This is a genomic window from Methylotenera sp. 1P/1 (genome assembly GCF_000384355.1).
Taxonomy (GTDB): Bacteria; Pseudomonadota; Gammaproteobacteria; order Burkholderiales; family Methylophilaceae; genus Methylophilus.
The window spans coordinates 2,597,653-2,622,818 of record NZ_ARWC01000001.1; the positions used below are offsets into that span (position 1 = coordinate 2,597,653).

The 25,166-nt window shown below is 45.9% G+C and carries 27 protein-coding genes; 19 read left to right on the forward strand and 8 right to left on the reverse strand.

Annotated elements, in window-relative coordinates:
• Positions 1-62: 62 nt before the first annotated feature.
• Entirely contained in the window at positions 63-566 is a 504-nt protein-coding gene (locus A3Q3_RS0112625; RefSeq protein WP_020183958.1) for an RNA pyrophosphohydrolase, read from the forward strand.
• Between the two features lie 26 nt (positions 567-592).
• Positions 593-1,333, forward strand: a complete 741-nt coding sequence (gene tfpZ / locus A3Q3_RS14210; RefSeq protein WP_020183959.1) for a TfpX/TfpZ family type IV pilin accessory protein — start codon at positions 593-595, stop codon at positions 1,331-1,333.
• A gap of 26 nt (positions 1,334-1,359) precedes the next feature.
• On the opposite strand, the gene asd is transcribed toward tfpZ, so the two are convergent.
• From asd to ilvB, 4 genes are all read right to left on the reverse strand, one after another.
• Positions 1,360-2,208, reverse strand: a complete 849-nt coding sequence (gene asd / locus A3Q3_RS0112635; protein ID WP_020183960.1) for an archaetidylserine decarboxylase — start codon at positions 2,206-2,208, stop codon at positions 1,360-1,362.
• Between the two features lie 133 nt (positions 2,209-2,341).
• Positions 2,342-3,358 carry a ketol-acid reductoisomerase gene (gene ilvC, locus A3Q3_RS0112640; RefSeq protein ID WP_020183961.1) on the reverse strand — a complete coding sequence of 339 codons (1,017 nt, stop codon included), beginning with the start codon at positions 3,356-3,358 and terminating at the stop codon, positions 2,342-2,344.
• 72 nt (positions 3,359-3,430) lie between these two features.
• Entirely contained in the window at positions 3,431-3,922 is a 492-nt protein-coding gene (ilvN, locus tag A3Q3_RS0112645; protein ID WP_020183962.1) for an acetolactate synthase small subunit, read from the reverse strand.
• Positions 3,919-5,667 carry a biosynthetic-type acetolactate synthase large subunit gene (gene ilvB, locus A3Q3_RS0112650; protein ID WP_020183963.1) on the reverse strand — a complete coding sequence of 583 codons (1,749 nt, stop codon included), beginning with the start codon at positions 5,665-5,667 and terminating at the stop codon, positions 3,919-3,921. Before ilvB ends, ilvN begins: the two co-directional genes overlap by 4 nt.
• Positions 5,668-5,823: 156 nt before the next feature.
• On the opposite strand from ilvB, the gene A3Q3_RS0112655 reads away from it, so the two are divergent.
• The 11 genes from A3Q3_RS0112655 (at position 5,824) to A3Q3_RS0112705 (ending at position 13,664) form a co-directional block, all read left to right on the forward strand.
• Positions 5,824-6,138, forward strand: coding sequence for a hypothetical protein (locus tag A3Q3_RS0112655; RefSeq protein WP_020183964.1), 315 nt, complete (start codon positions 5,824-5,826; stop codon positions 6,136-6,138).
• Positions 6,139-6,177: 39 nt separating this feature from the next.
• On the forward strand, positions 6,178-6,795 hold the full coding sequence (rpsD, locus tag A3Q3_RS0112660) for a 30S ribosomal protein S4 (protein ID WP_020183965.1): 618 nt from the start codon (positions 6,178-6,180) through the stop codon (positions 6,793-6,795).
• Between the two features lie 225 nt (positions 6,796-7,020).
• Positions 7,021-7,188 carry a hemin uptake protein HemP gene (gene hemP, locus A3Q3_RS0112665; RefSeq protein WP_232418482.1) on the forward strand — a complete coding sequence of 56 codons (168 nt, stop codon included), beginning with the start codon at positions 7,021-7,023 and terminating at the stop codon, positions 7,186-7,188.
• A 39-nt stretch (positions 7,189-7,227) separates the two neighbouring features.
• On the forward strand, positions 7,228-8,025 hold the full coding sequence (locus A3Q3_RS0112670; RefSeq protein WP_020183967.1) for an energy transducer TonB: 798 nt from the start codon (positions 7,228-7,230) through the stop codon (positions 8,023-8,025).
• 60 nt (positions 8,026-8,085) lie between these two features.
• Positions 8,086-8,847 carry a MotA/TolQ/ExbB proton channel family protein gene (locus A3Q3_RS0112675; protein ID WP_020183968.1) on the forward strand — a complete coding sequence of 254 codons (762 nt, stop codon included), beginning with the start codon at positions 8,086-8,088 and terminating at the stop codon, positions 8,845-8,847.
• The gene (locus tag A3Q3_RS0112680; protein ID WP_020183969.1) at positions 8,844-9,269 is read left to right on the forward strand and encodes a biopolymer transporter ExbD; all 426 of its coding nucleotides are present in this window, start codon (positions 8,844-8,846) and stop codon (positions 9,267-9,269) included. The genes A3Q3_RS0112675 and A3Q3_RS0112680 overlap by 4 nt, the downstream gene beginning before the upstream one ends.
• A gap of 34 nt (positions 9,270-9,303) precedes the next feature.
• On the forward strand, positions 9,304-9,450 hold the full coding sequence (locus A3Q3_RS14430) for a hypothetical protein (protein ID WP_020183970.1): 147 nt from the start codon (positions 9,304-9,306) through the stop codon (positions 9,448-9,450).
• 108 nt (positions 9,451-9,558) lie between these two features.
• On the forward strand, positions 9,559-10,041 hold the full coding sequence (azu, locus tag A3Q3_RS0112690) for an azurin (RefSeq protein WP_020183971.1): 483 nt from the start codon (positions 9,559-9,561) through the stop codon (positions 10,039-10,041).
• Between the two features lie 36 nt (positions 10,042-10,077).
• Entirely contained in the window at positions 10,078-11,223 is a 1,146-nt protein-coding gene (locus A3Q3_RS0112695; RefSeq protein WP_020183972.1) for a PepSY domain-containing protein, read from the forward strand.
• A 24-nt stretch (positions 11,224-11,247) separates the two neighbouring features.
• Positions 11,248-11,436 carry a hypothetical protein gene (locus tag A3Q3_RS0112700; RefSeq protein ID WP_020183973.1) on the forward strand — a complete coding sequence of 63 codons (189 nt, stop codon included), beginning with the start codon at positions 11,248-11,250 and terminating at the stop codon, positions 11,434-11,436.
• 89 nt (positions 11,437-11,525) lie between these two features.
• Complete coding sequence (locus tag A3Q3_RS0112705) at positions 11,526-13,664, forward strand: TonB-dependent siderophore receptor (protein WP_020183974.1); 2,139 nt, start codon at positions 11,526-11,528, stop codon at positions 13,662-13,664.
• A 79-nt stretch (positions 13,665-13,743) separates the two neighbouring features.
• On the opposite strand, the gene A3Q3_RS0112710 is transcribed toward A3Q3_RS0112705, so the two are convergent.
• From A3Q3_RS0112710 to A3Q3_RS0112725, 4 genes are read right to left on the reverse strand one after another with little or no spacing between them, the layout of a single operon-like run.
• Positions 13,744-14,967 (reverse strand): ABC transporter permease, encoded by a 1,224-nt coding sequence (locus A3Q3_RS0112710; protein ID WP_020183975.1) that lies wholly within the window; start codon positions 14,965-14,967, stop codon positions 13,744-13,746.
• On the reverse strand, positions 14,960-15,694 hold the full coding sequence (locus A3Q3_RS0112715) for an ABC transporter ATP-binding protein (protein WP_020183976.1): 735 nt from the start codon (positions 15,692-15,694) through the stop codon (positions 14,960-14,962). Before A3Q3_RS0112715 ends, A3Q3_RS0112710 begins: the two co-directional genes overlap by 8 nt.
• A gap of 16 nt (positions 15,695-15,710) precedes the next feature.
• Complete coding sequence (locus A3Q3_RS0112720; protein ID WP_020183977.1) at positions 15,711-16,991, reverse strand: efflux RND transporter periplasmic adaptor subunit; 1,281 nt, start codon at positions 16,989-16,991, stop codon at positions 15,711-15,713.
• Between the two features lie 30 nt (positions 16,992-17,021).
• Positions 17,022-18,542 carry a TolC family protein gene (locus A3Q3_RS0112725; RefSeq protein WP_020183978.1) on the reverse strand — a complete coding sequence of 507 codons (1,521 nt, stop codon included), beginning with the start codon at positions 18,540-18,542 and terminating at the stop codon, positions 17,022-17,024.
• Positions 18,543-18,868: 326 nt separating this feature from the next.
• Here A3Q3_RS0112725 and A3Q3_RS0112730 point away from each other — a divergent pair, with 326 nt between their 5' ends.
• The 6 genes from A3Q3_RS0112730 to A3Q3_RS0112755 all read left to right on the forward strand — a co-directional run bounded on the left by A3Q3_RS0112730 (position 18,869) and on the right by A3Q3_RS0112755 (position 25,163).
• Complete coding sequence (locus A3Q3_RS0112730; RefSeq protein ID WP_020183979.1) at positions 18,869-21,109, forward strand: catecholate siderophore receptor Fiu; 2,241 nt, start codon at positions 18,869-18,871, stop codon at positions 21,107-21,109.
• 73 nt (positions 21,110-21,182) lie between these two features.
• On the forward strand, positions 21,183-21,860 hold the full coding sequence (locus A3Q3_RS0112735) for a Fe2+-dependent dioxygenase (RefSeq protein ID WP_020183980.1): 678 nt from the start codon (positions 21,183-21,185) through the stop codon (positions 21,858-21,860).
• Positions 21,860-22,966 carry an alpha-hydroxy acid oxidase gene (locus A3Q3_RS0112740; protein WP_020183981.1) on the forward strand — a complete coding sequence of 369 codons (1,107 nt, stop codon included), beginning with the start codon at positions 21,860-21,862 and terminating at the stop codon, positions 22,964-22,966. Before A3Q3_RS0112735 ends, A3Q3_RS0112740 begins: the two co-directional genes overlap by 1 nt.
• A 170-nt stretch (positions 22,967-23,136) precedes the next feature.
• A complete protein-coding gene (locus A3Q3_RS0112745; RefSeq protein ID WP_026361925.1) occupies positions 23,137-23,763 on the forward strand; it encodes a PepSY-associated TM helix domain-containing protein in 627 nt (208 codons plus the stop codon).
• A gap of 36 nt (positions 23,764-23,799) precedes the next feature.
• The gene (locus A3Q3_RS0112750) at positions 23,800-24,330 is read left to right on the forward strand and encodes a DUF2271 domain-containing protein (RefSeq protein ID WP_020183983.1); all 531 of its coding nucleotides are present in this window, start codon (positions 23,800-23,802) and stop codon (positions 24,328-24,330) included.
• 32 nt (positions 24,331-24,362) lie between these two features.
• Positions 24,363-25,163 (forward strand): DUF4198 domain-containing protein, encoded by an 801-nt coding sequence (locus tag A3Q3_RS0112755; RefSeq protein WP_020183984.1) that lies wholly within the window; start codon positions 24,363-24,365, stop codon positions 25,161-25,163.
• The last annotated feature ends 3 nt before the right edge of the window (positions 25,164-25,166 follow it).

Sequence of the window (25,166 nt, forward strand, 5' to 3'; positions counted from 1 at the left end):
AATGCTTTCAATAATGCCTAAAATATGAAAAAATTGCACTAAATAATTAAGGTTGTTGCTAAATGTTAGATCGTGACGGATATCGCCCCAATGTGGGTATTATTCTTTGCAATTCGCACAATCAAGTGTTTTGGGGAAAGCGTATTCGAGAGCATGCTTGGCAGTTTCCGCAAGGAGGCATCAAGTATGGTGAGAGTCCAGAGCAGGCGATGTATCGTGAGTTGATGGAAGAAGTAGGGCTTAAGCCTGATCACGTCCAAATTTTAGGGCGTACGCGGGATTGGTTGCGTTATGAGGTGCCTACTAGCTGGATTCGGCGCGAATGGCGTGGCAGCTACAAAGGACAAAAGCAAATTTGGTTTTTGTTGCGTTTAACAGGACGAGATAGTGATGTGTCTTTGCGCGCAACCAATCAACCTGAGTTTGATGCATGGCGCTGGAGCGATTACTGGGTGCCGTTAGAGGATGTCATTGAATTCAAACGAGATGTATATAAGTCTGCGCTTAATGAGTTGGCGGTGCATTTGCATACTAAAGGTTTTCGATACGTGCAGAAAAAAAATTAATCTATACAACAATTAAAGTATGAATCATGGTTAGAGTAAAAGCAGCTTTCATTCACCTGTTGTTAAGTGCCTGCGTTGTAGGTCTGGTGCTGGTTCTCATGTTGTTTGTCTGGTACCCACATGGATTCTTCAAATTACTAGGCGGTGGTGACCTGCTTTATATTATTGCCGGCGTGGATGTCTGTTTAGGGCCGTTACTTACTTTGGCAGTATTTAATCCAGCAAAAAAATCACTTAAATTGGATTTGGCTATCATTGGATTGCTGCAAATTTCTGCATTACTGTATGGCGCGCATGTGATGTTTCAATCTCGTCCAGTATTTAGTGTGTTGGAGGAGAATCTGTTTAAAGTCACTCTAGCCTCTGATTTTAAAGATGATCTGGAGTTAAACAAAGCTAGCCAGGATAAGTGGAAGTCCTTGTCGTGGAGTGGCCCAGAATTGGTGGCGGCTGTCGCACCGACAGATCCTAAGGTAAAACAAGAAATGGTGTTTGCTGCCGGCAGTGGAGCAGATTGGAATGTTTTTCCTAAGCTGTTCGTGAGTTACGATAGTCAACGTCAAGTAGCATTAAGAAACGCAAAACCGCTAAATGTGCTGAAAGCGCTTAGCGTTGAAAATCGTGCAAGTATTGAAAGGTTTGAGCAGAAGCATCCATATAAAGCCTATGTCTATTTGCCTATCGTCAGCGGATATATAGCAATGGCAGCAGTACTAGATGCCAAAAATGCTGACTTTATTGAGATACTGGATGTGGAAACACCCTAAGTTGTTAGGGCGCTTGCTCGGTATATCTAACTTCCCATTGCCTCTCCAAGCATAATTTTCTTGCTTGGATGCCAATCGCTGTTAAATCTAATTGCATTAGGCTGAAACAGCATCACTACCGTTGAGCCGAGTAAGAATCTACCCATCTCCTCACCTTGTTTAAGCGTAATCGCTTTATCGTTGTAATGCCAAGTTCTAATTTGTTTACTACGCGGTGGATTGATAATTCCTTGTTGCGCACCATGCCAAGCGGTCGCCATGCTGCCCACAATGGTTGCGCCTACCAGTACCATCACAAATTTTCCATGTTGCTGAGATTCAAACTCACATACAACACGTTCATTTCTAGCAAATAGATTGGGTACATTGGCTGCGGTAGTAGGGTTGACGGAAAATAAATCACCCGGCACATAGGTCATGCTGATTAATGTGCCATCGCAAGGCATATGGATGCGATGGTAGTCTTTAGGGCTCAGATATAAGCAAGCGAAATGACCATTGTCAAAAGCATTTGCCATTGCCTCGTCCCCTGCCAACAGCATTTGTGTTGTGTATTGATGGCCTTTTGCTTGGAAAATTTGGTTGTGTTCAATGGTGCCGAATTGGCTGATGGCACCATCCACCGGGCAAATGAAAGCTGTGTTTGCTAAAGGGCGCGCTCCAGTTTTGAGTGGGCGCGTGAAAAATTCGTTAAAGGTTGCGTAGCTTGCTGCATCTGCATTCAGTGCCTCCGCCATGTTGACTTGATAGCGCTTGATAAACCATTGGATCACATTGGTTGTTAGTTTGCCGCAACGTAGATTGGCAAGCTTCCCTGCAATAGCGGTGATGGCTTGTTTGGGAAGTAGATACTGAAGCAAAATAGCTGGTTTCAAGGCAAGTATTCCTGTGCGTAGTTTAGATATTCGTTAGACGTACTCAGTGGGAATAAAAAAGCACAGAACAGAAAGATTCTGTATCTGTGCTCAATTGATATATCCACTATGGTTTAGCTGGATAATGCAAAGATTAGTTTTTAGATTGATCAACCAATTTGTTTTTTGCAATCCATGGCATCATCGCGCGCAATTGACCACCCACTTGCTCAATTGGATGTGCTGCATTTAAGCGGCGGCGAGCAACCATTTCTGGGTAGTTGGTACGGCCTTCTAAGATGAATTGTTTTGCATAGTTACCATTTTGAATGTTTTTGAGACACTCTTTCATGGCTGCACGTGCTTGGTCTGCAATCACGCGTGGACCAGTGACATACTCACCGTACTCTGCGTTGTTAGAGATAGAGTAGTTCATGTTGGCAATGCCACCTTCGTACATCAGATCTACAATCAATTTCAACTCATGCAAGCATTCAAAGTACGCCATTTCAGGTGCGTAACCAGCTTCGGTTAAGGTTTCGAAGCCAGCTTTGACTAGCTCAACTGCGCCACCACATAGCACTGCTTGCTCGCCGAATAAGTCTGTTTCTGTTTCTTCACGGAAATCCGTCTCAATCACGCCACCTTTGGTACCGCCGTTGGCAGCTGCGTAAGACAGTGAAATTTCTTTCGCTTTACCTGAAGTGTTTTGATACACAGCGATCAATGAAGGTACGCCGCCGCCTTTAAGGTATTCTGAGCGCACGGTATGGCCAGGGCCTTTTGGTGCAATCATGATCACGTCTAAATCTGCACGTGGCACGATTTGGTTGTAATGAATGTTGAAGCCGTGTGCAAAAGCCAATGCTGCGCCTTTTTTCAGGTTTGGTGCAACTTCAGCTGCAAAAATGCCCGCCATCGTTTCGTCTGGTAATAAAATCATCACAACGTCAGCATCTTTCACTGCATCAGCAATCTCAAGTGTTTTATGGCCAGCTGCTTCTGCTTTAGCCCATGAGCCGCCGCCTTTGCGTAAGCCAATGGTGACGTTTACGCCACTATCTTTAAGGTTAGCTGCGTGTGCGTGACCTTGTGAACCGTAACCTACGATGGTTACTTTTTTGCTTTTAATGATGCTTAAATCAGCGTCTTTGTCGTAATAAACTTTCATGTCTGCTTTTGCCTTTCAATACAAATGCGTATTAATTAAATTTAAATCAATCTATGGAATGCGGTGGTTTGATTACACTTTTAAAATGCGATCGCCGCGGCCAATGCCAGATGCGCCTGTACGCACAGTTTCTAGAATGGCGGTTTTATCAATGGCCTCTATAAAGGCGTCTAATTTGCTGCATGAACCGGTGAGTTCGATGGTGTAGCTATTATCTGCAACATCAATAATGCGACCTCTAAAGATATCGCACATGCGCTTCATTTCATCTTTGTAAACGCCAGAGGCTTTTACTTTGACTAACATGAGCTCGCGTTCAATGTGCTTGCCATCGTTGAGGTCGAGTACTTTGACTACATCAATCAGTTTATTGAGTTGTTTGATAATTTGTTCAATCACGTCGTCAGACCCAGTCGTGACGATGGTCATGCGTGATAGGGTGGGGTCTTCCGTCGCTGCGACGGTCAGTGATTCAATGTTATAACCACGTGCAGAGAACAGGCCGGCAACACGTGAAAGTGCGCCTGCTTCATTTTCCATTAAGAGTGAGATGATGTGTTTCATTGCTTCACTCCCTTGACTTTAGGCAGCTCCATCTCTGACAAGCCTTTGCCGTTTTCCACCATTGGGAATACGTTCTCTTTTTGCTCGGTAATAAAGTCCATGAATACAAATTTATCTTTTTTCGCAAACGCTTCTTTTAAAGCACCTTCTACGTCGCTAGGCTGCGTGATTTGCATGCCAACATGGCCATAAGACTCAGCTAACTTCACAAAGTCTGGCAAGCTGTCCATGTAAGATTCTGAGTAGCGGTCCTCATAGAAGAATTCTTGCCATTGACGCACCATGCCCAAATAGCGATTGTTCAGTAGAATCACTTTAATCGGCAGGTGATATTGTGCACAGGTCGACAGCTCCTGAATATTCATCTGTATGCTGCCTTCGCCTGTCACGCAAGCCACTTGTGCATTTCTGTCCGCAAATTGACAGCCCATTGCATAGGGTAAACCTACGCCCATGGTACCCAAGCCACCAGAGTTAATCCAACGACGTGGTTTATCGAATTTGTAATATTGCGCAGCCCACATTTGGTGTTGACCTACATCTGACGTCACGTAGGCGTCACCTTTGGTGACTTCCCAAAGTTTTTCAATTACGTATTGTGGTTTGATAACAGTGCTGGATTGCTCGTAACGACCGCCATGTACCAAACGCCATTCGTTGATTTGTTTCCACCAGTCGCTGATGTCATTCTTTGCTTTTTCTTGCGCAAGAATCTCGTTCATCTCAGCCAGCACAGATTGCACGTGCCCAACAATTGGCACATCTACTTTCACGCGCTTGGAGATGCTAGATGGGTCCACATCAATATGAATAATGGTACGTTTTACGCTGCCAAAGTGATTGGGGTTGCCAATGACGCGGTCATCAAAGCGCGCGCCAACGGCAATCAACACATCACAGTTTTGCATCGACATGTTGGCTTCATACGTGCCGTGCATGCCTAACATGCCTACATATTGTTTGTCGGTAGCAGGGTAGCCGCCTAAACCCATGAGGGTGTTGGTCACCGGGTAGTTCAATGCACGTGCTAATTTAATCAGCTCTTCAGCGCCGTCACCCAATACCAAGCCACCGCCGGTATAAATCATTGGGCGTTTGGCTTCTAATAGTAATTTGACAGCTTTTTTAATTTGACCGCTGTGGCCTTTTAACACTGGGCTGTACGAGCGCATTTCTACCGTTTTTGGATAGATAAAGTCCGCGATGTGTGCTGTGATGTCTTTAGGGATATCGACAACTACCGGGCCAGGACGACCAGTTTTGGCAATGTAAAACGCCTTTTTAATGGTCGATGCGATGTCTTTCACATCTTTCACTAAAAAGTTGTGCTTAACACAGGGGCGTGTAACCCCCACCATATCGACCTCTTGGAACGCATCCATGCCGATTGCAGGTACTGGCACCTGACCACTGATGACAACCAAAGGAATAGAGTCCATATAAGCTGTAGCGATGCCTGTGACTGCATTGGTGGCACCTGGGCCGCTGGTGACTAGCGCTACGCCTACTTCACCTGTTGCACGTGAGAATGCATCGGCCGCATGCACAGCCGCTTGCTCGTGACGCACTAAAATATGTTTGAAACCGTTTTGTTTGTAGATTGCATCGTAGATGTGCAACACAGCGCCACCCGGATAGCCAAAGACGAATTTGACTTTTTCCTCATTCAGGCAGCGAATAACGATCTCTGCACCAGTAATTGACTTGGTGCTAGTTTCGGCCGGGGGATGGGCTTTTGAATCCATAAAACCTTGAATTTCGAAATAAATTGATGAACCCTCAACATTAACTGTTTACGTTAAATAGGTCAAGTTTGTAGCAATAATTGCAAATTTTACGATGGTGCAGTTGACAATACAAATGAGAATCATTATTATTTAGGTTCTTTGGGAGATGAGTGCATGATGATGCATACAAATCAGATGGCATATAGGAGTGGTTTGTACGATCCTGATTTGCCAACGGCAGGAGATGTCATGGCGTCGTTATGTTGTGTGGCAACACAGTATGCAAGTGAGCCGTCATTAGATTTGGCGTTGCTGGGGTATGGTTTGGCGCAGACGCTAACTGCCCCTGAGTATGCCGAGACAGATTTAATTGTGACGGTATCCAAGCAGTTGCTGGATCAGTGGCAATCGCTACTGCAAGCGCATCAGGAGTTTGAATTGCAGCAACACTCATCTGAATATGTGCCGCAATCGCTAACGGTGCAATAACAAGTATTGATAAAACAAGTTTCATAGAAAGTAGTCAAGATGTCGAGATTAACAGGCCCTAGGGTCAAAATTATGCGTGCGCTTGGTGTGGATTTGCCTGGGCTTTCACGCAAAACGATAGAAGCAAGACCAACGCCACCGGGCCAGCACGGCAACAAGGCTTCACGTAAACGCCGTTCCGACTTTGGTGTGAAGCTGGTGGAGAAGCAAAAGATACGTTTTAACTATGGCTTAACCGAACGTCAAATGCGCATTTTGATTTTAGATGCGCGTAAAGGTAAAGAGCCAACAGGTGAGCGCTTATTGCAGTTGTTGGAATTGCGTATGGATAACGTAGCATTTAGAGCGGGCTATGCACCGACAGGTATTGCTGCTCGCCAACTGGTGAGCCATGGGCACATGCTGTTGAATGGTAAACGTGTGGATATTCCTTCTATCCGTTTAAAAGTGGGCGATCAAATTTCGCTGAAACCATCCAGCCAGCAAATCCCCATGGTGGTAGAGACGTTGAAAGCGCTACCGCTCGCACGTCCAGAGTGGTTAAGCTGGGATGAGCAACATAAAGTGGTGACCGTAGCGCATTTGCCGGCCATTGAAGATGTGCCGTTCCCGGTAGATGTACAACAAGTGGTGGAATATTACGCAAACCGCGTGTAATAAAGGATATGGAAGTTGTGAAGAATTTAAAGCGTCCCTAACAGCGCTTTAAGTGTAGTACCGCATGGAAACATGCATCTCCTTTTATGGCTGCCTTCAACTTGATGTGTATACATGGGTTGATGTAAGTCGGCCAACTTTTTAGGGTGCTAAGCTAAGGCGATTGTGAACATGAAGATTATTACAAGTATTGCTTCAAAAGCCCTGCTAGATATGGATATTGCAATGGTGGCAGATGCTGATGGATGCAGTAATCCAATCAAAATTACCTCTATTAAAAAATTAAATAGTGAGAAGTTGTTTTGCGACGGTAACGAAGTAATGATTCAGCACCAAAATGAGACTTATGTACTGCGATTGACTAAACAAAATAAATTAATTCTGACAAAATAGCGATATGAATCAACAGTATAAAGTAGGGTTAAGCTGCGCATGAAGTCAAATATTGCCACTCCAGTGACGTTGGTGTACTCGGCAGAGCACGTTGTGTCTGTGCAGAAAAAGCCTGTGAAAAACCTTATTGCAGTGCAGTCGGAAGTGTTGATGCCTGTGCAGCCAGTGCTTGAGCGCACCTTAAAATCAAAGATCGCATTGCTGATGGTGGTGCTAGCACACGCAGCAAGCATTTATTATCTTGCCAAACAAAATCTAGAAACAATAGAGCCAGTAAAGCCAGCGCAACCGATGCAAGTGAGTTTGATAGCGCCACCTACGCCAGAGCCCGAAGTCGTGCCGATTATTGAGCCGCCTAAACCAGTGGTACAGCCCAAACCTAAGCTAAAAAAAGTAGTTGAGAAAATTCAGCCGCTAGAAGTGCCAGCAGAGCGTATGGTGGAAGCCACAACGGTGGAGGTGAAAGAAGCAACGCCAGACCCAGTGCCTCCAGTGCAAGAGGTGGTTGAGGCCAAAGCGCCACCAAAATCAGAGCCTGTGGTGGTGGAAGAAAAAATCGAGCCACCCAAATTTGGTGTGGCGTACCTGCAAAACCCAGAGCCCGAATATCCGCGCATGTCTAAGCGTTTAGGCGAGCAGGGGCGTGTGCTGTTGCATGTGGTAGTGGATACCGCAGGGAAGCCAACCGAGGTAACGCTCAAAAAATCCAGTGGACATGAGCGCCTAGATGAGGCGGCGATTGAGGCCGTAAAAGGTTGGCGTTTTATTCCCGCTATGCGAAATAAAGTGGCGTTGATTGCTGCTGTGGACGTGCCCGTTAAATTCTCGTTACAGTAATTAGGTAGAGCGCTCAACATTTGTATGAACGATAGTTTTTTAGTTAGAAAGTAGAATGAAATGAACCAAACCCAAGAATTTAACAGCTTAATGTTTATATTAGAGGCTGGACCTGTGGCGATTGCGGTGGCTGCACTGATGTTGGTGATGTCTGTGGCTAGCTGGTATTTAATGGTGACTAAATATGTGCAGTATGTGCGCATGAAGTCTGCTATTCAGCGCTATATTGCGCAGTTCTGGGCCGCGCCTAATTTGCAGGCAGCACTGAACATTGAAGATGCACACTCAGCTGCCTATGCGTTGGCGCATCACGCAGCTACTGCGTCCCAGCATCACCATACGCATGTGCAAACGTCTGCCAATGCCTGTAGCCATGAAGAGTTTGTCGCACGCAGTATGCGTCGCGATATCGCAGCGACATCCAGCCAATTGGAGTCTGGTTTGTCTGTGTTGGCATCGGTGGGTAGTGTTGCGCCATTTGTGGGCTTATTTGGTACGGTATGGGGTATCTACCATGCGTTAGCTGCAATCAGCGCCAGTGGACAAGCGACATTGGACAAGGTGGCCGGCCCAGTGGGTGAAGCATTGATTATGACCGCGATTGGGTTGGCTGTAGCGATTCCGGCTGTATTGGCATACAACGCATTTGTAAAAGCCAATCGTACGATACTGGGTCAGCTAGATACGTTTGCACAAGATTTGCATGTATTAATGACGACAGGGGCTACCTTAGCAAAAAAGCATACTAGTCCACGACAAGCTGTTGTGGATGCCAATGCTACTACGCATGCTGCTAACAAAGTGAACGGAGTGCCTGCATGATTGGGAATAGTCAGCAATCAAGCATGCTGTCGGATGCGCATACGCAGCCGATGAGTGAAATTAATACCACACCATTGGTTGACGTGATGCTGGTGCTGTTGGTGATTTTTATTATCACTGCGCCATTGTTAACGCATGCTGTAAAGATTGATTTGCCACAAGCCACAAGCCAACCGTTGCCTGAAAAACCAGAAGTGATTTCATTGGCGATAGATGCAGCAGGCAAAACCTACTGGAACGATGCGCCGATAGAGCAAGCAACGCTTAAATCACGTTTAGAGGCCGCTGCTAAACAGACGCCGCAGCCAGAATTGCAAATTCGTGCGGATAAAGATACACGCTATCAATTGTTGTCAGAAGTGATGGCGGACGCACAAAACGTTGGGATTACTAAGTTAGGCTTTTTAAGTGAGCCGAAATAATCCTATTTTTATTGGCGTTTATTAGGAGCCAGCAATGACAGCGATGTTAACCAAATGGGCCGATACGACAATCGGATTTTCCATGCTCGCACTTGTTGTCATTGCGGCCTTTTGTTTAATGAGCTTGATCGCCATTAAAGTCATCGAGTTTTTTGCTTTTCGATCTGATACGTTTACTTAAATCTTGAGTTGTACGATATCCAATCTAAATCATTAGTGTAAGTAGCCAGCCAAGTAAGCATTGCTTTAGTAGCCAGCCAATTTTAATTATTCTTTAAAGGGGCAGGCAATGTTTAGTCAACAACGTAAATCCATTCAACGCATCATCGGTAGCAGCCTATTATTAGGCGCGATCACACTGTTGCCTCAAATTGCAATGGCAGCCGATGGCTGCGACATCGTGATTGAGGCCACAGATGCCATGACGTTTAGCAGTAAAGAAATCGCAGTCAAAAAATCCTGTAAAGCATTTAATATCACTTTAAAACATGTGGGCAAGCTCGGCAAAAACATCATGGGGCATAACTTGGTCATTGCAAAAGAAGCTGATCAAAAAGCTGTGCTGGAAGATGGTAGTAAAGCGGGTGCGGCCAATGAATATCTTAAGCCGAATGACACACGTGTAGTTGCCTACACCAAGCTGATTGGCGGTGGTGAGCAGGCGGCCACGCAGTTTGCATTGACTAAGCTTGATACTAAAGCGAACTATGTTTTCTTCTGCTCGTTCCCAGGCCACGCTTTCATGATGAAAGGTGTAGTTAAATTCATTTAATGGTCAATTTTTTTATTGAATTAAACAAGTAATTAAATGCAAATACACGCTTTAAAAACATGGGCTTGGGTGCATAAATGGTCTAGTTTGGTCTGCACGGCATTTATGTTGTTACTGTGTTTGACTGGGTTGCCCTTGATCTTTAGTCATGAGATTAGTCATTTATTGGGCAACGAAGTCGACCCGCCAGAACTGCCAAGCAACACACCATTGGCTAGCATGGACAATGTATTGGCCAATGCCAAGGCGTTATACCCAAGTCGTGTGGTGCAGTTTGTGTTTCGCGATATCGATGAACATAATAGTTGGACGGTGAGCCTAGGCAAAACCGCTACTTCGGAAGACGATACCAAGTTTGTGAAGCTTGATGCACGCACGGCCAAAGTATTGCAAGAGCCTAAGTTTAACGAAGGCTTTATGTATGTGATGTTCAAGCTGCATGTGGATTTATTTGCCGGTTTGCCCGGCATGCTGTTCTTAGGCTTGATGGGCGTGTTACTCGTTGTGGCTATTATTTCAGGCGTAGTGCTATATGCGCCTTTTATGCGCAAGCTGGAATTTGGCCAAATTCGTAAAGACCGCGCGCCCAAATTAAAGCGTTTGGATACACACAACTTTTTAGGGATTGTCACCCTCGTATGGGCGCTGGTAGTCGGCACCACAGGCATTATTAATGCGTGGGCGGATTTAGTGATTAAGTATTGGCAGTTTGACCAAATGTCTGCCATGACTGCGCCTTATAAAGGCTTGCCGCCGCCAACCCACTATGCATCCTTGCAAGCAGCGGTAGACACGGCGCAAGCGCGTGAGCCTAATATGCGGCTTGGGTTTATTGCTTTTCCGGGAACAGATTTTTCCAGTCCGCATCATTACGGCATGTTTATGCGGGGCGATAGTCCAGTCACGTCACGTTTATTCAAACCCGTATTGATAGATGCGCAAACCGCCAAGCTGACGGATAGTCGCGAAGTGCCTTGGTATTTGGCGACATTACTGATTTCTCAGCCACTGCATTTTGGCGATTACGGTGGTATGCCGATGAAGATTATTTGGTTGATTTTAGACTTATTTACGATTGTTGTTTTGTGGACAGGCTTGGTGCTGTGGTGGAAAAAGCGTGCGCATTATCAGCACGATGTACAACAGCGTCTCGCCTTTAATGAAGCTTATGCATCACGCTAAATCAAGCGCAGATAGAAACTCAATATGCCCGCTAAAACCTTGATGCAAATCTTTATATGGCCAATCGTCTTGGGTGTGCTGACGATGGTTGGTCTGGTCGTGACATTGCTACTAGAAGGCGGTGTGCTTGAGCTGATTTCCATCGGCGCATTAGGCGTACCCGTCATTGTCATGGTCTATATGTATTATTTTCGTGATGTGATTCGACATTAACTCAGCTTAAATATTCACTAGCCAGCTAACGCATTTCTCGCCTGTAGCCAGCCAAAAAAACTTACTTTTTTGAACTACAGGGGAATCAAATGCAACATGCTTTGCGCGGAAAAACCGTGCGTCAACACATTATCCTTGCCGCAGTGATCGCGGTATTACCTTATCTAGCGCATGCGGAAGATGAACTGCCGGAAGTCGAGGTGAAATCTAAGGCAGTTCAGCCAGATCAGCCATCCGAAAAAACAAAATCCTATAGCGTAAAGTCAACGGCAACGGCAACACGCTTAGATACCTCGATACGTGAGACGCCACAATCCATTTCTGTCATCACCCGTCAAGAGTTAGATGATTTTCGTATCCTCTCAGTGAACGAAGCTTTGTCTTACGCAACAGGTATTAAAGTGGAACAGTTTGAAACTGACCGTACCGAATACACCGCGCGCGGTTTGAACATTACCAGTTTTCAAATAGATGGCCTCAATTCTCCGATTAGCTTTAGTGGCACCAACTATGGTGATTTGGATGTGGCTGTGTTTGACCGCATTGAAGTGTTGCGCGGTGCCAATGGCTTGGTAGCGGGCACGGGTAATCCTTCTGCCACCATTAACTTTGTACGTAAACGCGCAACAAAAGACTTTCAAGCCAAAGTGGATGTATCAGCCGGTTCTTGGGATAACAGACGCTTAGATGCAGATGTTTCATCGGCACTGAATGCTGATGGTAGCGTGCGTGGGCGGTTAGTAGGCGCGTACCAAAATAGGAACTCTTACCTTGACCGCTACAGCACAGAAAGAAATGTGGTGTATGGTGTCATTGAAGCAGATTTAAGCGATAGCACCAGTGTGGCGATTGGTCACACTTATCAGAAAAATGATTCCAGCGGAAATAACTTTGGCAGCCTGCCATTGCTCTACACCGATGGCAGTAAGCGCCATTACAAAGTGTCTGATTCCCCAGCGACAGATTGGGCCTACATGAAAGTGGATACCAATGTGAGCTTTGCCGAGCTGACTCATTATTTTAATAATGACTGGCAAGTGAAAGGGCAATTAACGTACAAAGACACGGGATCTGAAGGCCGTTATAACTATATTGACGGTTTCGAAGACCGTGCTACTGGCTTGGGCACCTATACAAGCTACCCTTACATTTACAGCTTTGCGACCAAAGACCACGTTGCTGATATATATGCCAATGGACCTTTTGAGCTAGCAGGCCGTAAGCACGAGCTAGTGGTGGGCGCTACCTGGAGTAAGTCGTATATGAAGGAGTACTCACGCATAGGCGACACAATAGGTAATATCTCTGTGGTGAGTTTTGATGATTTGGGCAATTTTCCGATGCCAAATTTTGGGCCTAAGAGTAAAGATTCCGACTACCAGAGTACCACTACCAATCTCTATACAGCGGCCAAACTTAATCCTTTAGATGCTTTAAAAGTGACTGTGGGTGGTAGTTTGCTTAGTTACAAATTAGATGGCGTTGCTTATGGCACAGACCAAGCTGCTAAGGAAAACAATAAGTTTACGCCATACGTTGGGGCTGTTTTAGATTTGAATGACACAATTTCCTTGTATGCGAGCTACGCAGGTATTTACAAGCCGCAAGTGGAAAAAGGCGTTAACCTTAAACCATTAGCCCCGTTAAAAGGCAAAAACTATGAAGCGGGTATTAAGAGTGAGTGGTTCAATAAAAAATTGAATAGCTCATTTGCGCTGTTTAGAACCGAGCAAGAGAATCAAGCTCAGGCTGTGGGCACAAATGGCACCATCACAACCTATGAAGGCATTCAGGCCACCACCAAAGGCTATGAGTTTGATGTGTCTGGCGAGTTGACAGATAACTTAAATATCAATGCTGGTTACACGCGTTTGATGAGTGTTAAGGGCGATCACGATCAAAATGTAAATCCATTTGTCCCGAGACATCTCGTTCATGTAACGACTGTTTACACAGTGCCGTCTATTGAAAGCCTGAAAGTTGGCGCGAGCTTAAACTGGCAGAGCGATACTCACGTGGATATTGGCACTGTGCGCTATGAGCAAGATAGCTATGCAACGCTTAATTTAATGGCCAATTATAAAATTGACGAGCATTGGAGCGCAGCAGTTAACCTGTACAACGTCACTGATGAAAAATATTTATCTAGCATGCGGTATGCGTATGCTGGACAAGCTTTTTATGCAGCGCCGTTTAGTGGCTTAGCGACAGTGACTTGGAAGTATTAAACTTTGAAATATAAGCAGTAGTGTTGTAACAAAAAAACCCAGCTTATGGCTGGGTTTTTTATTGCATCGCTGGTCTGCTTTACTGATAACGTAACGCTTCAATCGGGTTGAGCATCGCAGCTTTTTTGGCTGGATAGAAGCCAAAGAACACGCCAATGCTGGCGGCTACGCTAAACGCGATGATGACCGAATTGCTGGAGACAATCACCTCAGCTTGCGTGAAGGTGCTGACCAGTAAGGCACCCGCCACACCAATGGCAATGCCAATCAAACAGCCGACAATAGAAATCACAATCGCTTCTAATAAGAACTGCATCAAAATGTCACGTTGACGTGCGCCAATTGCCATGCGGATGCCAATCTCACGCGTACGCTCGGTTACCGATACCAGCATGATATTCATGATGCCGATGCCGCCAACTAGTAATGAGACTGAGGCGATTGCACCTAATAGTAGTGACATGGTGCGCGTGGTTTCCGCGGCAGAGTTGGCAATGGCCGTGAGGTTTCGCACTGAGAAATCGCTATCGGCACCTTCACGAATGTTATGACGCTGATTCAGCAAACTATTCAGACCTTCTTCCACCATGACCATGGCTTTGTCAGACTCTGCCTGCACGATGATTTGACGTACGCTACCTGGCAATTGATTGCCGAATAACTTACGTTGCGCAGTGGTCAGTGGCACAATAATCGTGTCATCCTGATCGCGGCCATCCAGCGTTTGGCCTTTGCTGCTTAGCACGCCAAGCACCACAAAAGGGCTTTGCTTGATACGAATAGTTTTGCCAACAGGGTCAATGTCTTCGCCAAAAATATTGTCGGCCACTGTTTTACCAATCAGTGCAACACGTGTAGCAGAGCGTATGTCGGAATCTGAAAACGCATAGCCATCGGTCAAATCCCATGAGCGTACGTCCAAATAACTAGGCGTGGTACCGATGATATCGGTATTCCAGTTGTTGCTGCCAAACACAATTTGCGCTTTTCCCATAGTGACCGGGGCTACGCCTAGCACACCACTTAAATCCACAATGGCATTGGCATCTTTGACGTTAAGCGAAGGTGCATTACCCGTGGCTGAACGTGCGCCGCCCATATTAGGTGGCCCTGAAAGTACAACAAACAGATTGCTACCCATGGCGTTGATGGAACGTTTGACCGAAGCTTCTGCACCTTGACCAATCGCCATCATCAATACGACGGCGCCCACACCAATCACCATGCCGAGCATGGTTAAAAAAGTGCGCAAGCGGTTTGCACCCATGGCGTGCCATGCTTCTCCTAACATGGCACTAAACATGATCAATCTCCTGTGGGTCTAATGTATCTGGTGTAGGGCGCTCTGTAAGGGTGTCTTCGACAATTTTGCCATCCAGAAATCGTACTTGGCGTTTAGCGTGTTCAGCAATATCAGTTTCATGCGTGACTAACACGATGGTGATGCCTTCTTTATTTAACTCGCCAAATAGCGCCATAATTTCTTCACTGGTTACGCTGTCTAAGTTACCTGTTGGTTCATCGGCAAGAATCAATCTTGGGTTATTCACCAACGCACGCGCAATCGCCACGCGCTGTTGTTGGCCGCCAGAAATTTGGTTGGGACGCGAGTTAATGTGTTTGCCTAAGCCCACTTTTTCTAAAAGCACTTTTGCTCTTCTATGCCGCTCAGGTTTTTCGATGCCTGAATACACCAACGGCAAAGCAACGTTATCTAATAAGCTGGAGCGTGCCAGCAAATTAAAGCCCTGAAACACAAAGCCAATAGTTTTATTACGCACACCAGCCACTGCATTTTCTTCCATGTTAGCAACCGGGTGACCATCTAATACATATTGTCCTTTGGTGGGTTTATCCAAACAGCCCAGAATATTCATAAAGGTGGATTTACCCGAGCCTGATGGGCCCATGATGGCGACATAATCGCCGCTATCAATACGTAAATTGACATCTTTAAGGACGGGGAAAGGTCCTGCAGCTGTTTGATAGTCTTTAAACAGATGACTAACTTCAATCACACTTTTTTGCATGGCGACTCTATCTAACCTAGAACATTCTTGGTGCGCGCATACTGCCGCCAGCTTGGGGTTGTCCATTGGCTTGCAATTCGCCGACAATCACTTTGTCACCTACCGCTAAATCGCGCGCAGTAATTGCAGTAGAGCGGCCATCTGTGATACCAATATTGACTCTCACACGTGTTGGTTTGCCATCTCTTAACACATAAATTTTGCCAGCGCTTAAATCTTCGGATTTGTTTCTATTTCTGCCGCCGCCATTTCTTCTTCTTTCGCCACCTTTACCGCCTTCAGCCCTGCCACCCTCAGCTCTGTTGCCTTCAGCTTTGCTACCTTCACCTTGGCCAGCTTCTTGTTTTTTGTCGCCATTCGCACTGGCACTTTCATCTACTTTTGGTTTATAGCGCAATGCCGCATTTGGCACTAATAGTGATTGCTCTGCCTTGGAGACCGCAATATTCACATAAGCGGTCATGCCAGGCAGCAATGTTAAATCACTATTATCTACAGATACGACCACGTTGTAAGTGACCACATTTGAAGTGTTGGTTGAGTTTAAACGTACTTGTTTGACGGTGCCTTCGAAATTACGGTTAGGGAAAGCATCCACATTAAATTTAACTGCTTGACCGTCTTTAATTTTGCCAATGTCTGCTTCGGCAAAGCTGGTATCAATCTGCATTTTGGCTAAATCTTGTGCAATTTGAATCAATGTTGGCGTTTGGAAACTTGCCGCAACAGTTTGTCCAACATCCACCACACGATTCACTACAATGCCTGAAACAGGTGAGCGGATAATCGTAAAGTTCAGGTTGGTTTGATCACGTGCCAATAGCCCGCGCGCACTGTCTAGCTGCGCTTTGGCTGATTTGAGTACCTGTACTGCAGTATCTAACTCTTGCTTAGATACAAACTCTTGTGAGTATAACTCTCGAATTCGTTTCTCATTGGCAATAGCCAGCTCAACCGAGGCTTGATTGTTACGCACGCTACTTTGTGATTGCGTGATTTGCGCGTTAAACAGTGCACTATCGAGCTCAAGCAGTATTTGGTCTTTCTCTACTCTATCGTTAAAGTCTACATACAGCTTTCTCACGATGCCTGAGATTTGTGTACCTACGCTCACCAAGCTTACAGGGTTAAGTGTGCCGTTGGCTGAAACTGTTTGTTCAATATCACCGCGGGTGACCTCATCTAGTCTATATAAATCTTCAGGTTTTACCTGATGCGATTTTTGATAGAAGTAATAAGCACCGGCAGCGATTGCGAGTAACAGGACAAGTGGGATAATTTTCTTAAGTATTTTCATAGACGCTTAGTTCGTACAATTAAGTGAGATTTATTGAGATAGTTGAGTAGTGTTCGTTGCAGGCAATGATTGAATCATTGCATTATCAAGTGCGCCCATGGCTTGCGCCAAAGTGGCACGTGCAATATTGGCATTCAGTGTCGCCTGAATTTTTTGTTGCCGGGCAGTGGCAAGTGCACTTTGCGCATTCAGCGTATCAATAATATTACCTACACCCGCTTTATAACGCCCCAACGCAACGCGATAAGATTGCTCGGCGCTGCTCACCAATACTTCGGTAGCGGTTACAGACTGTAGCGCGGTCCGCAGATTCTGATAGGCAGTCCACACATCCAGCGAGATTTGTAACTTCAATCGATCGCGCTGTGCAGCACGCAAGTCAGCCGTGGCCTCCGCAGCACGGATACGGTAGGTGGGTGCATAGCCATTGAATAAAGGAATAGATACGGTGAGGCCCAATGTAGAATTATTGCTGGAGGAAAGACTTGAGCCATCCTGCAGGTTATTGGACATTGACACTGAAATGGTTGGCTTAGCCGCTGCTTTGCTTGCGTCGATACTTGCTTGCGCTGCTTTGAGTTGTGCCTCACTTGCAATCAAATCTGGCCGACGCGCCCCCGCTTGTTCAATCAATGTGCTCACATCTTCAAGAATATTTTGTGGCGCATTGACCAAGCCGCTGGCCAATGTAATTTTTTGATTGGCAGGCAAGCCCATGACATTGGCTAGGCTGCCGTAAGCTGTCTGTAGATTACCTTCATTGGTAATGCGCGCGAGCGTAAGTTGTGCATAAGCAGTCTGTGCTTGCAGCTTGTCCGCAGGGGTGGAGACGCCCGCCTTGTAGCGTGCTTCTGCTGCTTTGAAACTTTCTTCACTGGCACGCTCAACCTCGCGTGCCGCATCTAGTGCAGCAATATTGGCTTGTACCTGATAAAACGCTACAGTTGAAGCCAGCAGCACACTTTGTACGGTACTGCTCTGGCTGGCGCTTGCAGAGAGCAATAGCTGACGTGCGTTTTCTAATGTTGCATTCCTGTTCCCAAAATCGTACAGCAGATAATTTGCAACCAAGCTATTGCTTAAGTTGAGATAAGGATTGCTGCGTGTGCTGGACTCAGGTGATGAGATACCTACGCTGCTGGAAACGTTATCGCTTAATGAAGGTAGGTAAGCCGATTTTGCAATGCCTAACTGTGCGGCTTGCGCACGCGCGCTGGCCCAAATCTCACTGGTTTGCGGGTTGTTGCAAAGACTCGCTTCGGTCACTTCAGTTAGCGTAATAGGCTTGCTAAGGTCTGTGCTAGTGCAAGTTGCATTGTCGGCCTGATACCCTGCTGGTATTTTGGGTAGGGCATCGATTTTGGTATTTAACGGGTCGCCGTTGCTGTACCAAATGGAACTATCAGCGTGCGCATACCCAGCAAAACAATAAAGTGTAGCAATCAGTACGAGTGCTGGTCTTTGTAAAGGTTTTGCTGCCTTGGTTTGGTTTTCTAATCGTTTAAACATGCTATTCAGTGATGGTGGATATTTTAGGTATGTATCATACATATTTCTTGCAATTGTAAATGAGAACGGTTATCATTCATCCAGTTTTTTACACAAAACACACAAAGTTTACACCGTTTAACAAGTTCGCCAATGAAGACAGTATCGCACTCTAATGGCAAGCCCACTAAATAGCGACAGTGTTGAGGCGCAATAAGGTCTAAGAGGATGTGTGGTTGCGAGGCTCTAATGCTTTCGCTAAGTGTGCATTAAGCATTTAAATATTTGCAGTTTTTTTAACCACCATTTTCAAGCAAGCCAACGGTACACCGCAACAGACGGAATGACCTCAGCCAGCCAGATACAATTTAAAACAGAGGGAAGAAACAATGAGTCATATCCGTAGTCGCAAACACAACTCCGCACGTATCGCCGCCATGGTTGCTGCCACATTCTCTATTGCTGCAACTGCTGCTGATGAAGTCACAGAATTGCCAGAGGTGAGTGTTAAGGCGGCCAAAGAAGTGCCATTTAAAGCTGATGAGTCAGCCAATAATAAATTCACCAAACCATTGATTGATACGACACAAACGGTGCAAGTGATTAAAAAAGAACTATTGCGTGAGCAAGGTGTTTTCTCGTTAACAGATGCATTGCGCAATACACCGGGTATCACAATTCAGTTGGGTGAGAACGGCAATACTTCTGCGGGTGATACTTTCTCTATGCGTGGCTTTAATGCTTCAAACCAATTGTTTTTAGATGGTGTGCGCGACTTGGGTGCGGTTTCACGTGATGTGTTTAACATTGAGCAAATTGAAGTGGTCAAAGGCCCAGCGGGTGCGGATATTGGCCGTGGTGCAGCGTCGGGTTATATTAACTTAATCAGCAAACTACCAACGCTGACCGGCAAAAACTATGCAACGATTGGCTACGGTACCGCGGATAAAAAGCGTGGCACGATTGATGTGAACCAAGCGATTGGTGATACCACGGCTGTGCGTATTAACGCTTTAGGTTTTGATGGTAATGTGGATAAGCGTGATGAAGTGGATAACCAAAACTTCTCTCTTGCTCCGTCTATTGGTTTCGGTTTAGGTACACCTACTCGCTTCTATGTGTACTCACAACACGTACGCCAAGACAATACACCTGATGGTGGTATTCCCTCTATTGGCATGGATGGCTTTTATAACGCGAGTGCTGCGCTAAGAGCGGGCCGCAAGGTGGATCGTGAAAACTATTATGGCAGCGATAATGACTACGAACATGTTGATGCAGATATGGTGACTGCCAAGTTTGAACATGATATCAATGCTACTACAACGGTTCGCAATGTTACACGTTATGGTCTATCTGATATTGACCGTATTACTACAGGTATAAACGGGCTTACTGCGGTTGGTGCAAACCCAAATACTTGGACTGTAGCGCGCTCACGTCAACGCATTGATCGTCAAGATGAGATTCTGGTAAATCAAACTAGTCTGAATAGTGCGTTTGATATTGCTGGATTCAAGAACTCATTGGCTGGTGGTTTGGAATTAATCTACGAAAGGCAAAAAAGCAAAGGCTTTGGTACTGCTACGACAGTGATTAGCGGCGTGCCTTATACTGCGATTTCTAGCCCGGCGGCCAACCTTTACAATCCAAACGAAAACGATTTGTTAGGCAAGCCTTATAGAAACGGTGCAGATTCAGATGGCCGCACATCGACAATGGCAGCTTATGTGTTTGATACTTTGGACTTGACGGATAAGTGGCAACTTAATGCGGGTGTGCGTTTTGAGCGTTACGATACTCGCGCTAAAGTAGGCACAGTATCTGGTACAGCGCCTGTACAAACACTCACCAAATCAAACTTGAGTGACTCAGATAATCTGACAAGTTACAAAGCAGGTGTGCTGTATAAGCCAGCTACCAATGGTAGTGTGTATGTGTCTTATGCAACATCTTATACACCACCAGCCAGTGCAAACTTTGCCTTATCTGCGACTGCTAACAACCAAAACAACAGCGCATTGGATCCGCAAAAAACGGAAAACATTGAAATTGGTACTAAGTGGGATTTACTCAATAACCAATTAAATGTAACTGCTGCCATTTTCCAAACGGAGAATGACAAGCAGACTTCGTTTGATGATTTGTTGCAACCGGTGCAAATTGGTAAAACACGCGTATCAGGTTATGAGTTGCTAGCAGTTGGGCAATTGTCAGAATACTGGCAGTTATCAGCTGGCTTGACTAAATTGAATGCTAAAGCGCTTGAACAGCAAAGTAGCACAGGGTTAAATACAACGGGTGTCCGTTGGGTTCCTGACTACAGTGCAACATTGTGGACACAATACCAATTTAGTGGCTTTACGGTAGGTGGTGGTGCACGTTATATGGGTGAGCAAAAACGTTTAGTGACTGCAGAGCTTGCTAACGTTAACAATATGCCTGAGATTGAGTCTTATGTAGTGGCAGATGCGATGGTCGCTTATGCTATTAATAAAAATCTTAACTTACGTTTAAATGTATATAACATTTTTAATAAAGACTATATTGAAACTCTCAATAACAGTGGTGCTCGCGTACGCATGGGTTTACCACGTTCTGGCATGCTGACTGCTGAGTTTGTATTTTAAATAAAGTAAGGTAAGCTAAACGCCCGTCAGTGTTTACTGGCGGGCTTTTTTATTGGTTAATTGCAGGAAACTTATGCTGTTACATATCCCTGAAGTGTTTACCAAAACGCAAGTGCTAGAACTACGCCGCGCCCTTGATGCGGGACCTTGGGTAAATGGCGCTGGTAGTGCCGGGCCATTGGCTGCCGAAGCAAAACATAACATGCAGTTTTCAACTGAATCCCCACATTACGCAGCGCTATCACAAACCATTATGACGGCTCTTGAACGGCAGCCATTATTCGTTTCTGCTGCTTTGCCCCAACACATACTGCCGCCCATGTTTAATCGTTATGCGGTTGGCAATACCTATGGTGATCATGTCGATAATGCGATTCAGATGGATAGGCGCACAGGTCTGCGTGTGCGTACGGATATTTCGGTGACGGTATTTTTATCGGAGCCAGAAGAGTATGAAGGTGGCGAACTGATTGTTGAAGATACCTATGGTAGCCATGAAGTAAAATTGGCTGCAGGGGATGCCATTCTTTATCCGTCTTCTAGCTTGCATCGTGTTGAAAAAATTACTGCTGGTGAGCGCGTGGCTTCTTTTCTATGGGTGCAAAGTCTGGTGAGTGATGCCTGGCAGCGTAGCATGCTGTTTAATCTGGACATGACGCTGTTGAAATTGCGCAGTCAAGTGGGTAATACAGAAGAAATTGTTGCGTTAACAGGCCATTACCATAACCTCATCAGGCAATGGGCTGACTAATGGCAAGTGCACCGTTACAAGCTATTCCTGTGGATATCGTGTCTGTTGCCGATTATGAGCGGCGGGCTGTTGATCACATTGACCACGCGGCTTTGGCCTATCTGCAAGGCGGGGCTGCGGACGAATATACGGTTAAAGCGAATCTTAACGCTTGGTCTGATTATGACATTCAGCCGCGCGTATTGGCTGATGTGCGAGGTGGACATACGCGTTGCACATTGTTTGGCGAGACGCTAGCGCATCCGATTATTCTTGCGCCGGTAGCCAGTCAGCGCTTATTCCATCCTGATGGTGAGTATGCGACCACGCTTGCTGCTGCTGTGATGCAGGGCGTTGCCGTCATATCAACCCAAGCTTCTTACTCGTTGGAAAATATTTCGAATCAAAGCCAAGGTTTGCTGTGGTTTCAACTTTATTGGCAGGGGAGTCGGGATGCAACATTGGCGTTGGTTCAACGTGCTGAGGCTGCAGGTTATCGCGCATTGGTGCTCACCGTGGATGCGCCTGTTTCTGGTGCACGTAATCGAGAACAGCGTGCCGGTTTTGCTTTACCAACTGAGATGGCTAATATCAATGCACCTCCTATTCGGTTACCGAGCGTGCCAGAAGGCAAGAGCGCCATATTTGATGGCGTAATGACGGTTGCGCCCACATGGGAAGATGTGGCATGGCTAGTCAAACAGACCTCGTTACCTGTGTTATTCAAGGGAATTCTGCATCCTGACGATGCGAAAAGAGCGGTAGCCATAGGTGCCGCCGGCATCATTGTTTCTAATCACGGTGGCCGTGTGTTGGATGGTGTTTCTGCTACGTTAACTGCATTGCCTGTAATTGCCGCAGCTATAAATGGCGCAGTGCCTGTGCTAGTAGATGGAGGTATCCGTCGCGGTACAGATATCATGAAAGCCCGCGCTTTAGGGGCAACGGCTGTCATGATTGGCCGACCATATATCTATGCCCTTGCAACCGCTGGTGCATTAGGTGTTGCGCATCTTGTCCGCTTGTTGCGTGAGGAGCTTGAAATTGCCATGGCACTTTCTGGATGTAAAACACTGGATGATATTCACGGTGATATTTTGCGTAGAGTTACTCTCGAATCCACATAAAATCTTTAACTAACTTTACATCTAGCGAGCATCTTTACGTATTGCTTTCTGATACAATGAGATTGGTTCTCATTTGCATTTGTAGCAATCCGGCACAGGCGAGCGCTTTGTGCCTTTGTTATCCATATTGCAAGTAACATTAAACTTAACGTATTCAATATCTGCCAGATATGCAAAATCAATTACATCAGAAAAATAGGGCGTTCTGGCTCAAGCATCTATATCGCTGGCATTGGATCAGCTCAGCTGCATGCCTTGTCGGCATGTTGCTGTTTGCTATTACGGGGATTACGCTTAACAACGCAACGCATATCGAATCGGTGCCTGTAGTCTCTAACAAATCAGCCACCGTGCCTCCAGCGCTGTTAAACCAGATTAAAGCTGCGCCCTCTAGTGATAAAGCCGTCTTGCCAAAGGCAACTGCTGATTGGGTGAGCAATGCGATCGGCGTTGAGTTGGCCAATGTACCGGGTGAGTGGTCAGACGCTGAAGTCTACTTGTCATTGCCCCGCCCTGGCGGCGATGCCTGGTTGGTGATAGACCGCGCCAGTGGTGAAGTGAACTATGAGCTTACCGAACGTGGCTGGGTTTCCTATTTGAATGATTTGCATAAAGGCAGAAATACCGGAACAGCTTGGAGCTGGTTCTTAGATGTCTTTTCTGTTGCCGCGCTCGTGTTCAGTATCACAGGGTTATGCATGTTGAGCATGCATGCTAATAACCGTCCATCAACATGGCCTTTGGTTGGGTTGGGTATTGTCTTGCCATTGGTGTTAGTGATTTTATTTATTCATTAAGTTGTTTATTCAATAAGTTATTAGGAGAGTTTGTAAATGCGTAATTGGGTTTCTGCACTGATTCCGGCTTTAGTGGCTGGCATGTTTGCTAATCAAGCTGGCGCGGGGGAGATTAATGTCAAAGTGACGCTGCCTCAAATCAACACGTCTGAATATCATCGTCCTTATGTGGCGATTTGGGTTGAAAAGCCTGACCAAAGTGTTCAAAAGAATTTGGCTGTTTGGTATAGCCAAAAGAAAACCGATAAAGGCGAGCAAAGCGATAAATGGCTCAAAGACTTGCGTCAGTGGTGGCGTAAAAGTGGTCGCGATCAGTCTTTGCCTATGGATGGCATCACAGGTGCTACGCGTGCGGTGGGTGAGCATGCCTTAACCTTTGTAGAAGGTAAAGAGCCATTGGCCAATCTACCTGCCGGCCAATACAACATTGCGGTGGAGTCTGCACGTGAAAAAGGTGGCCGTGAAATTGTCCGTGTGCCATTTACTTGGCCGGTGAAGAAAGCCGAAACGGTGAAAGCGGCAGGGCAGCAAGAGCTGGGCGATATTATTGTGGATCTGAAACCCTAATTTCTAAATATACATCTTTGAGGAACATAGCTATGAAACACATATTGACCCTAGTATCTATAGCGCTAGCTGCAACGGCTTCTGTTGCGCATGCACATGGTGTTTGGATTGCACCATCTAGCACCGTACTTTCTGCACCACAGTTTGTGTCGTTTGACGCCGCAACATCCAGCGTTCCATTCATGATCGATCATCGTCCGCTTGTGATTGATGCCCTGAACATTATTGCGCCTGACGGCAGTAAAGTGACGCCTGTGAATGTGATGAAAGGTGAACTCCGCACCGTATTTGATGCCAAGCTAGAGCAGCAAGGTACTTATCGTTTAGAGCTGCTACGTTCTGGTTTCCGTGCAAGTTGGAAAGATGCCGAGAATAAACCTAAACGTTTTATGGGTACGGCAGAAGCATTGGCAAAAGAAGTCCCTGCCGATGCAAAAGACCTGCAAGTATCTGAAACAGATAGCCGCATGGAAAACTTTGTGACCGTGGGCAAGCCGACGGCATTAAAGACAACGGGCAAAGGTCTTGAATTAGTGGTCGCTACACATCCGAATGATTTGGTGACTGGTGAGCCAGTTGAATTGACATTCTTGGTCGATGGCAAACCGACTGAAGGGGTGGAAGTTGCCATTATTCGCTCTCAGTCCCGTTATAGAAATAATACGGAAGAGAAAACCTACAAAACCGATAAAAATGGTAAGTTGAAAGTATCGTTACCGGAAGCTGGTATGTACTGGTTAGATGCTGATTTCAAAGATAACAAAGTATCGAACAAAGTAGCTAAAGAGCGCACGTTGGCGTATGTGGTTACGCTGGAAGTACTGCCACAATAAGCA

Coding starts and splice junctions, on each gene's coding strand:
- tfpZ (WP_020183959.1), top strand. CDS start 593: ATGGTTAGAGTAAAAGCAGCTTTCATTCACCTGTTGTTAAGTGCCTGC.
- A3Q3_RS0112715 (WP_020183976.1), bottom strand. CDS start 15,694: ATGCAAAAAAGTGTGATTGAAGTTAGTCATCTGTTTAAAGACTATCAA.
- A3Q3_RS0112710 (WP_020183975.1), bottom strand. CDS start 14,967: ATGTTTAGTGCCATGTTAGGAGAAGCATGGCACGCCATGGGTGCAAAC.
- A3Q3_RS0112695 (WP_020183972.1), top strand. CDS start 10,078: ATGCAAATACACGCTTTAAAAACATGGGCTTGGGTGCATAAATGGTCT.
- hemP (WP_232418482.1), top strand. CDS start 7,021: ATGGTGGCAGATGCTGATGGATGCAGTAATCCAATCAAAATTACCTCT.
- A3Q3_RS0112750 (WP_020183983.1), top strand. CDS start 23,800: ATGCGTAATTGGGTTTCTGCACTGATTCCGGCTTTAGTGGCTGGCATG.
- ilvB (WP_020183963.1), bottom strand. CDS start 5,667: ATGGATTCAAAAGCCCATCCCCCGGCCGAAACTAGCACCAAGTCAATT.
- A3Q3_RS0112680 (WP_020183969.1), top strand. CDS start 8,844: ATGATTGGGAATAGTCAGCAATCAAGCATGCTGTCGGATGCGCATACG.
- A3Q3_RS0112705 (WP_020183974.1), top strand. CDS start 11,526: ATGCAACATGCTTTGCGCGGAAAAACCGTGCGTCAACACATTATCCTT.
- azu (WP_020183971.1), top strand. CDS start 9,559: ATGTTTAGTCAACAACGTAAATCCATTCAACGCATCATCGGTAGCAGC.
- ilvC (WP_020183961.1), bottom strand. CDS start 3,358: ATGAAAGTTTATTACGACAAAGACGCTGATTTAAGCATCATTAAAAGC.
- ilvN (WP_020183962.1), bottom strand. CDS start 3,922: ATGAAACACATCATCTCACTCTTAATGGAAAATGAAGCAGGCGCACTT.
- A3Q3_RS0112730 (WP_020183979.1), top strand. CDS start 18,869: ATGAGTCATATCCGTAGTCGCAAACACAACTCCGCACGTATCGCCGCC.
- A3Q3_RS0112720 (WP_020183977.1), bottom strand. CDS start 16,991: ATGAAAATACTTAAGAAAATTATCCCACTTGTCCTGTTACTCGCAATC.
- A3Q3_RS0112625 (WP_020183958.1), top strand. CDS start 63: ATGTTAGATCGTGACGGATATCGCCCCAATGTGGGTATTATTCTTTGC.
- A3Q3_RS0112675 (WP_020183968.1), top strand. CDS start 8,086: ATGAACCAAACCCAAGAATTTAACAGCTTAATGTTTATATTAGAGGCT.
- A3Q3_RS0112755 (WP_020183984.1), top strand. CDS start 24,363: ATGAAACACATATTGACCCTAGTATCTATAGCGCTAGCTGCAACGGCT.
- A3Q3_RS0112670 (WP_020183967.1), top strand. CDS start 7,228: ATGAAGTCAAATATTGCCACTCCAGTGACGTTGGTGTACTCGGCAGAG.
- rpsD (WP_020183965.1), top strand. CDS start 6,178: ATGTCGAGATTAACAGGCCCTAGGGTCAAAATTATGCGTGCGCTTGGT.
- A3Q3_RS0112725 (WP_020183978.1), bottom strand. CDS start 18,542: ATGTATGATACATACCTAAAATATCCACCATCACTGAATAGCATGTTT.
- A3Q3_RS14430 (WP_020183970.1), top strand. CDS start 9,304: ATGACAGCGATGTTAACCAAATGGGCCGATACGACAATCGGATTTTCC.
- A3Q3_RS0112745 (WP_026361925.1), top strand. CDS start 23,137: ATGCAAAATCAATTACATCAGAAAAATAGGGCGTTCTGGCTCAAGCAT.
- A3Q3_RS0112655 (WP_020183964.1), top strand. CDS start 5,824: ATGATGATGCATACAAATCAGATGGCATATAGGAGTGGTTTGTACGAT.
- A3Q3_RS0112700 (WP_020183973.1), top strand. CDS start 11,248: ATGCCCGCTAAAACCTTGATGCAAATCTTTATATGGCCAATCGTCTTG.
- A3Q3_RS0112735 (WP_020183980.1), top strand. CDS start 21,183: ATGCTGTTACATATCCCTGAAGTGTTTACCAAAACGCAAGTGCTAGAA.
- A3Q3_RS0112740 (WP_020183981.1), top strand. CDS start 21,860: ATGGCAAGTGCACCGTTACAAGCTATTCCTGTGGATATCGTGTCTGTT.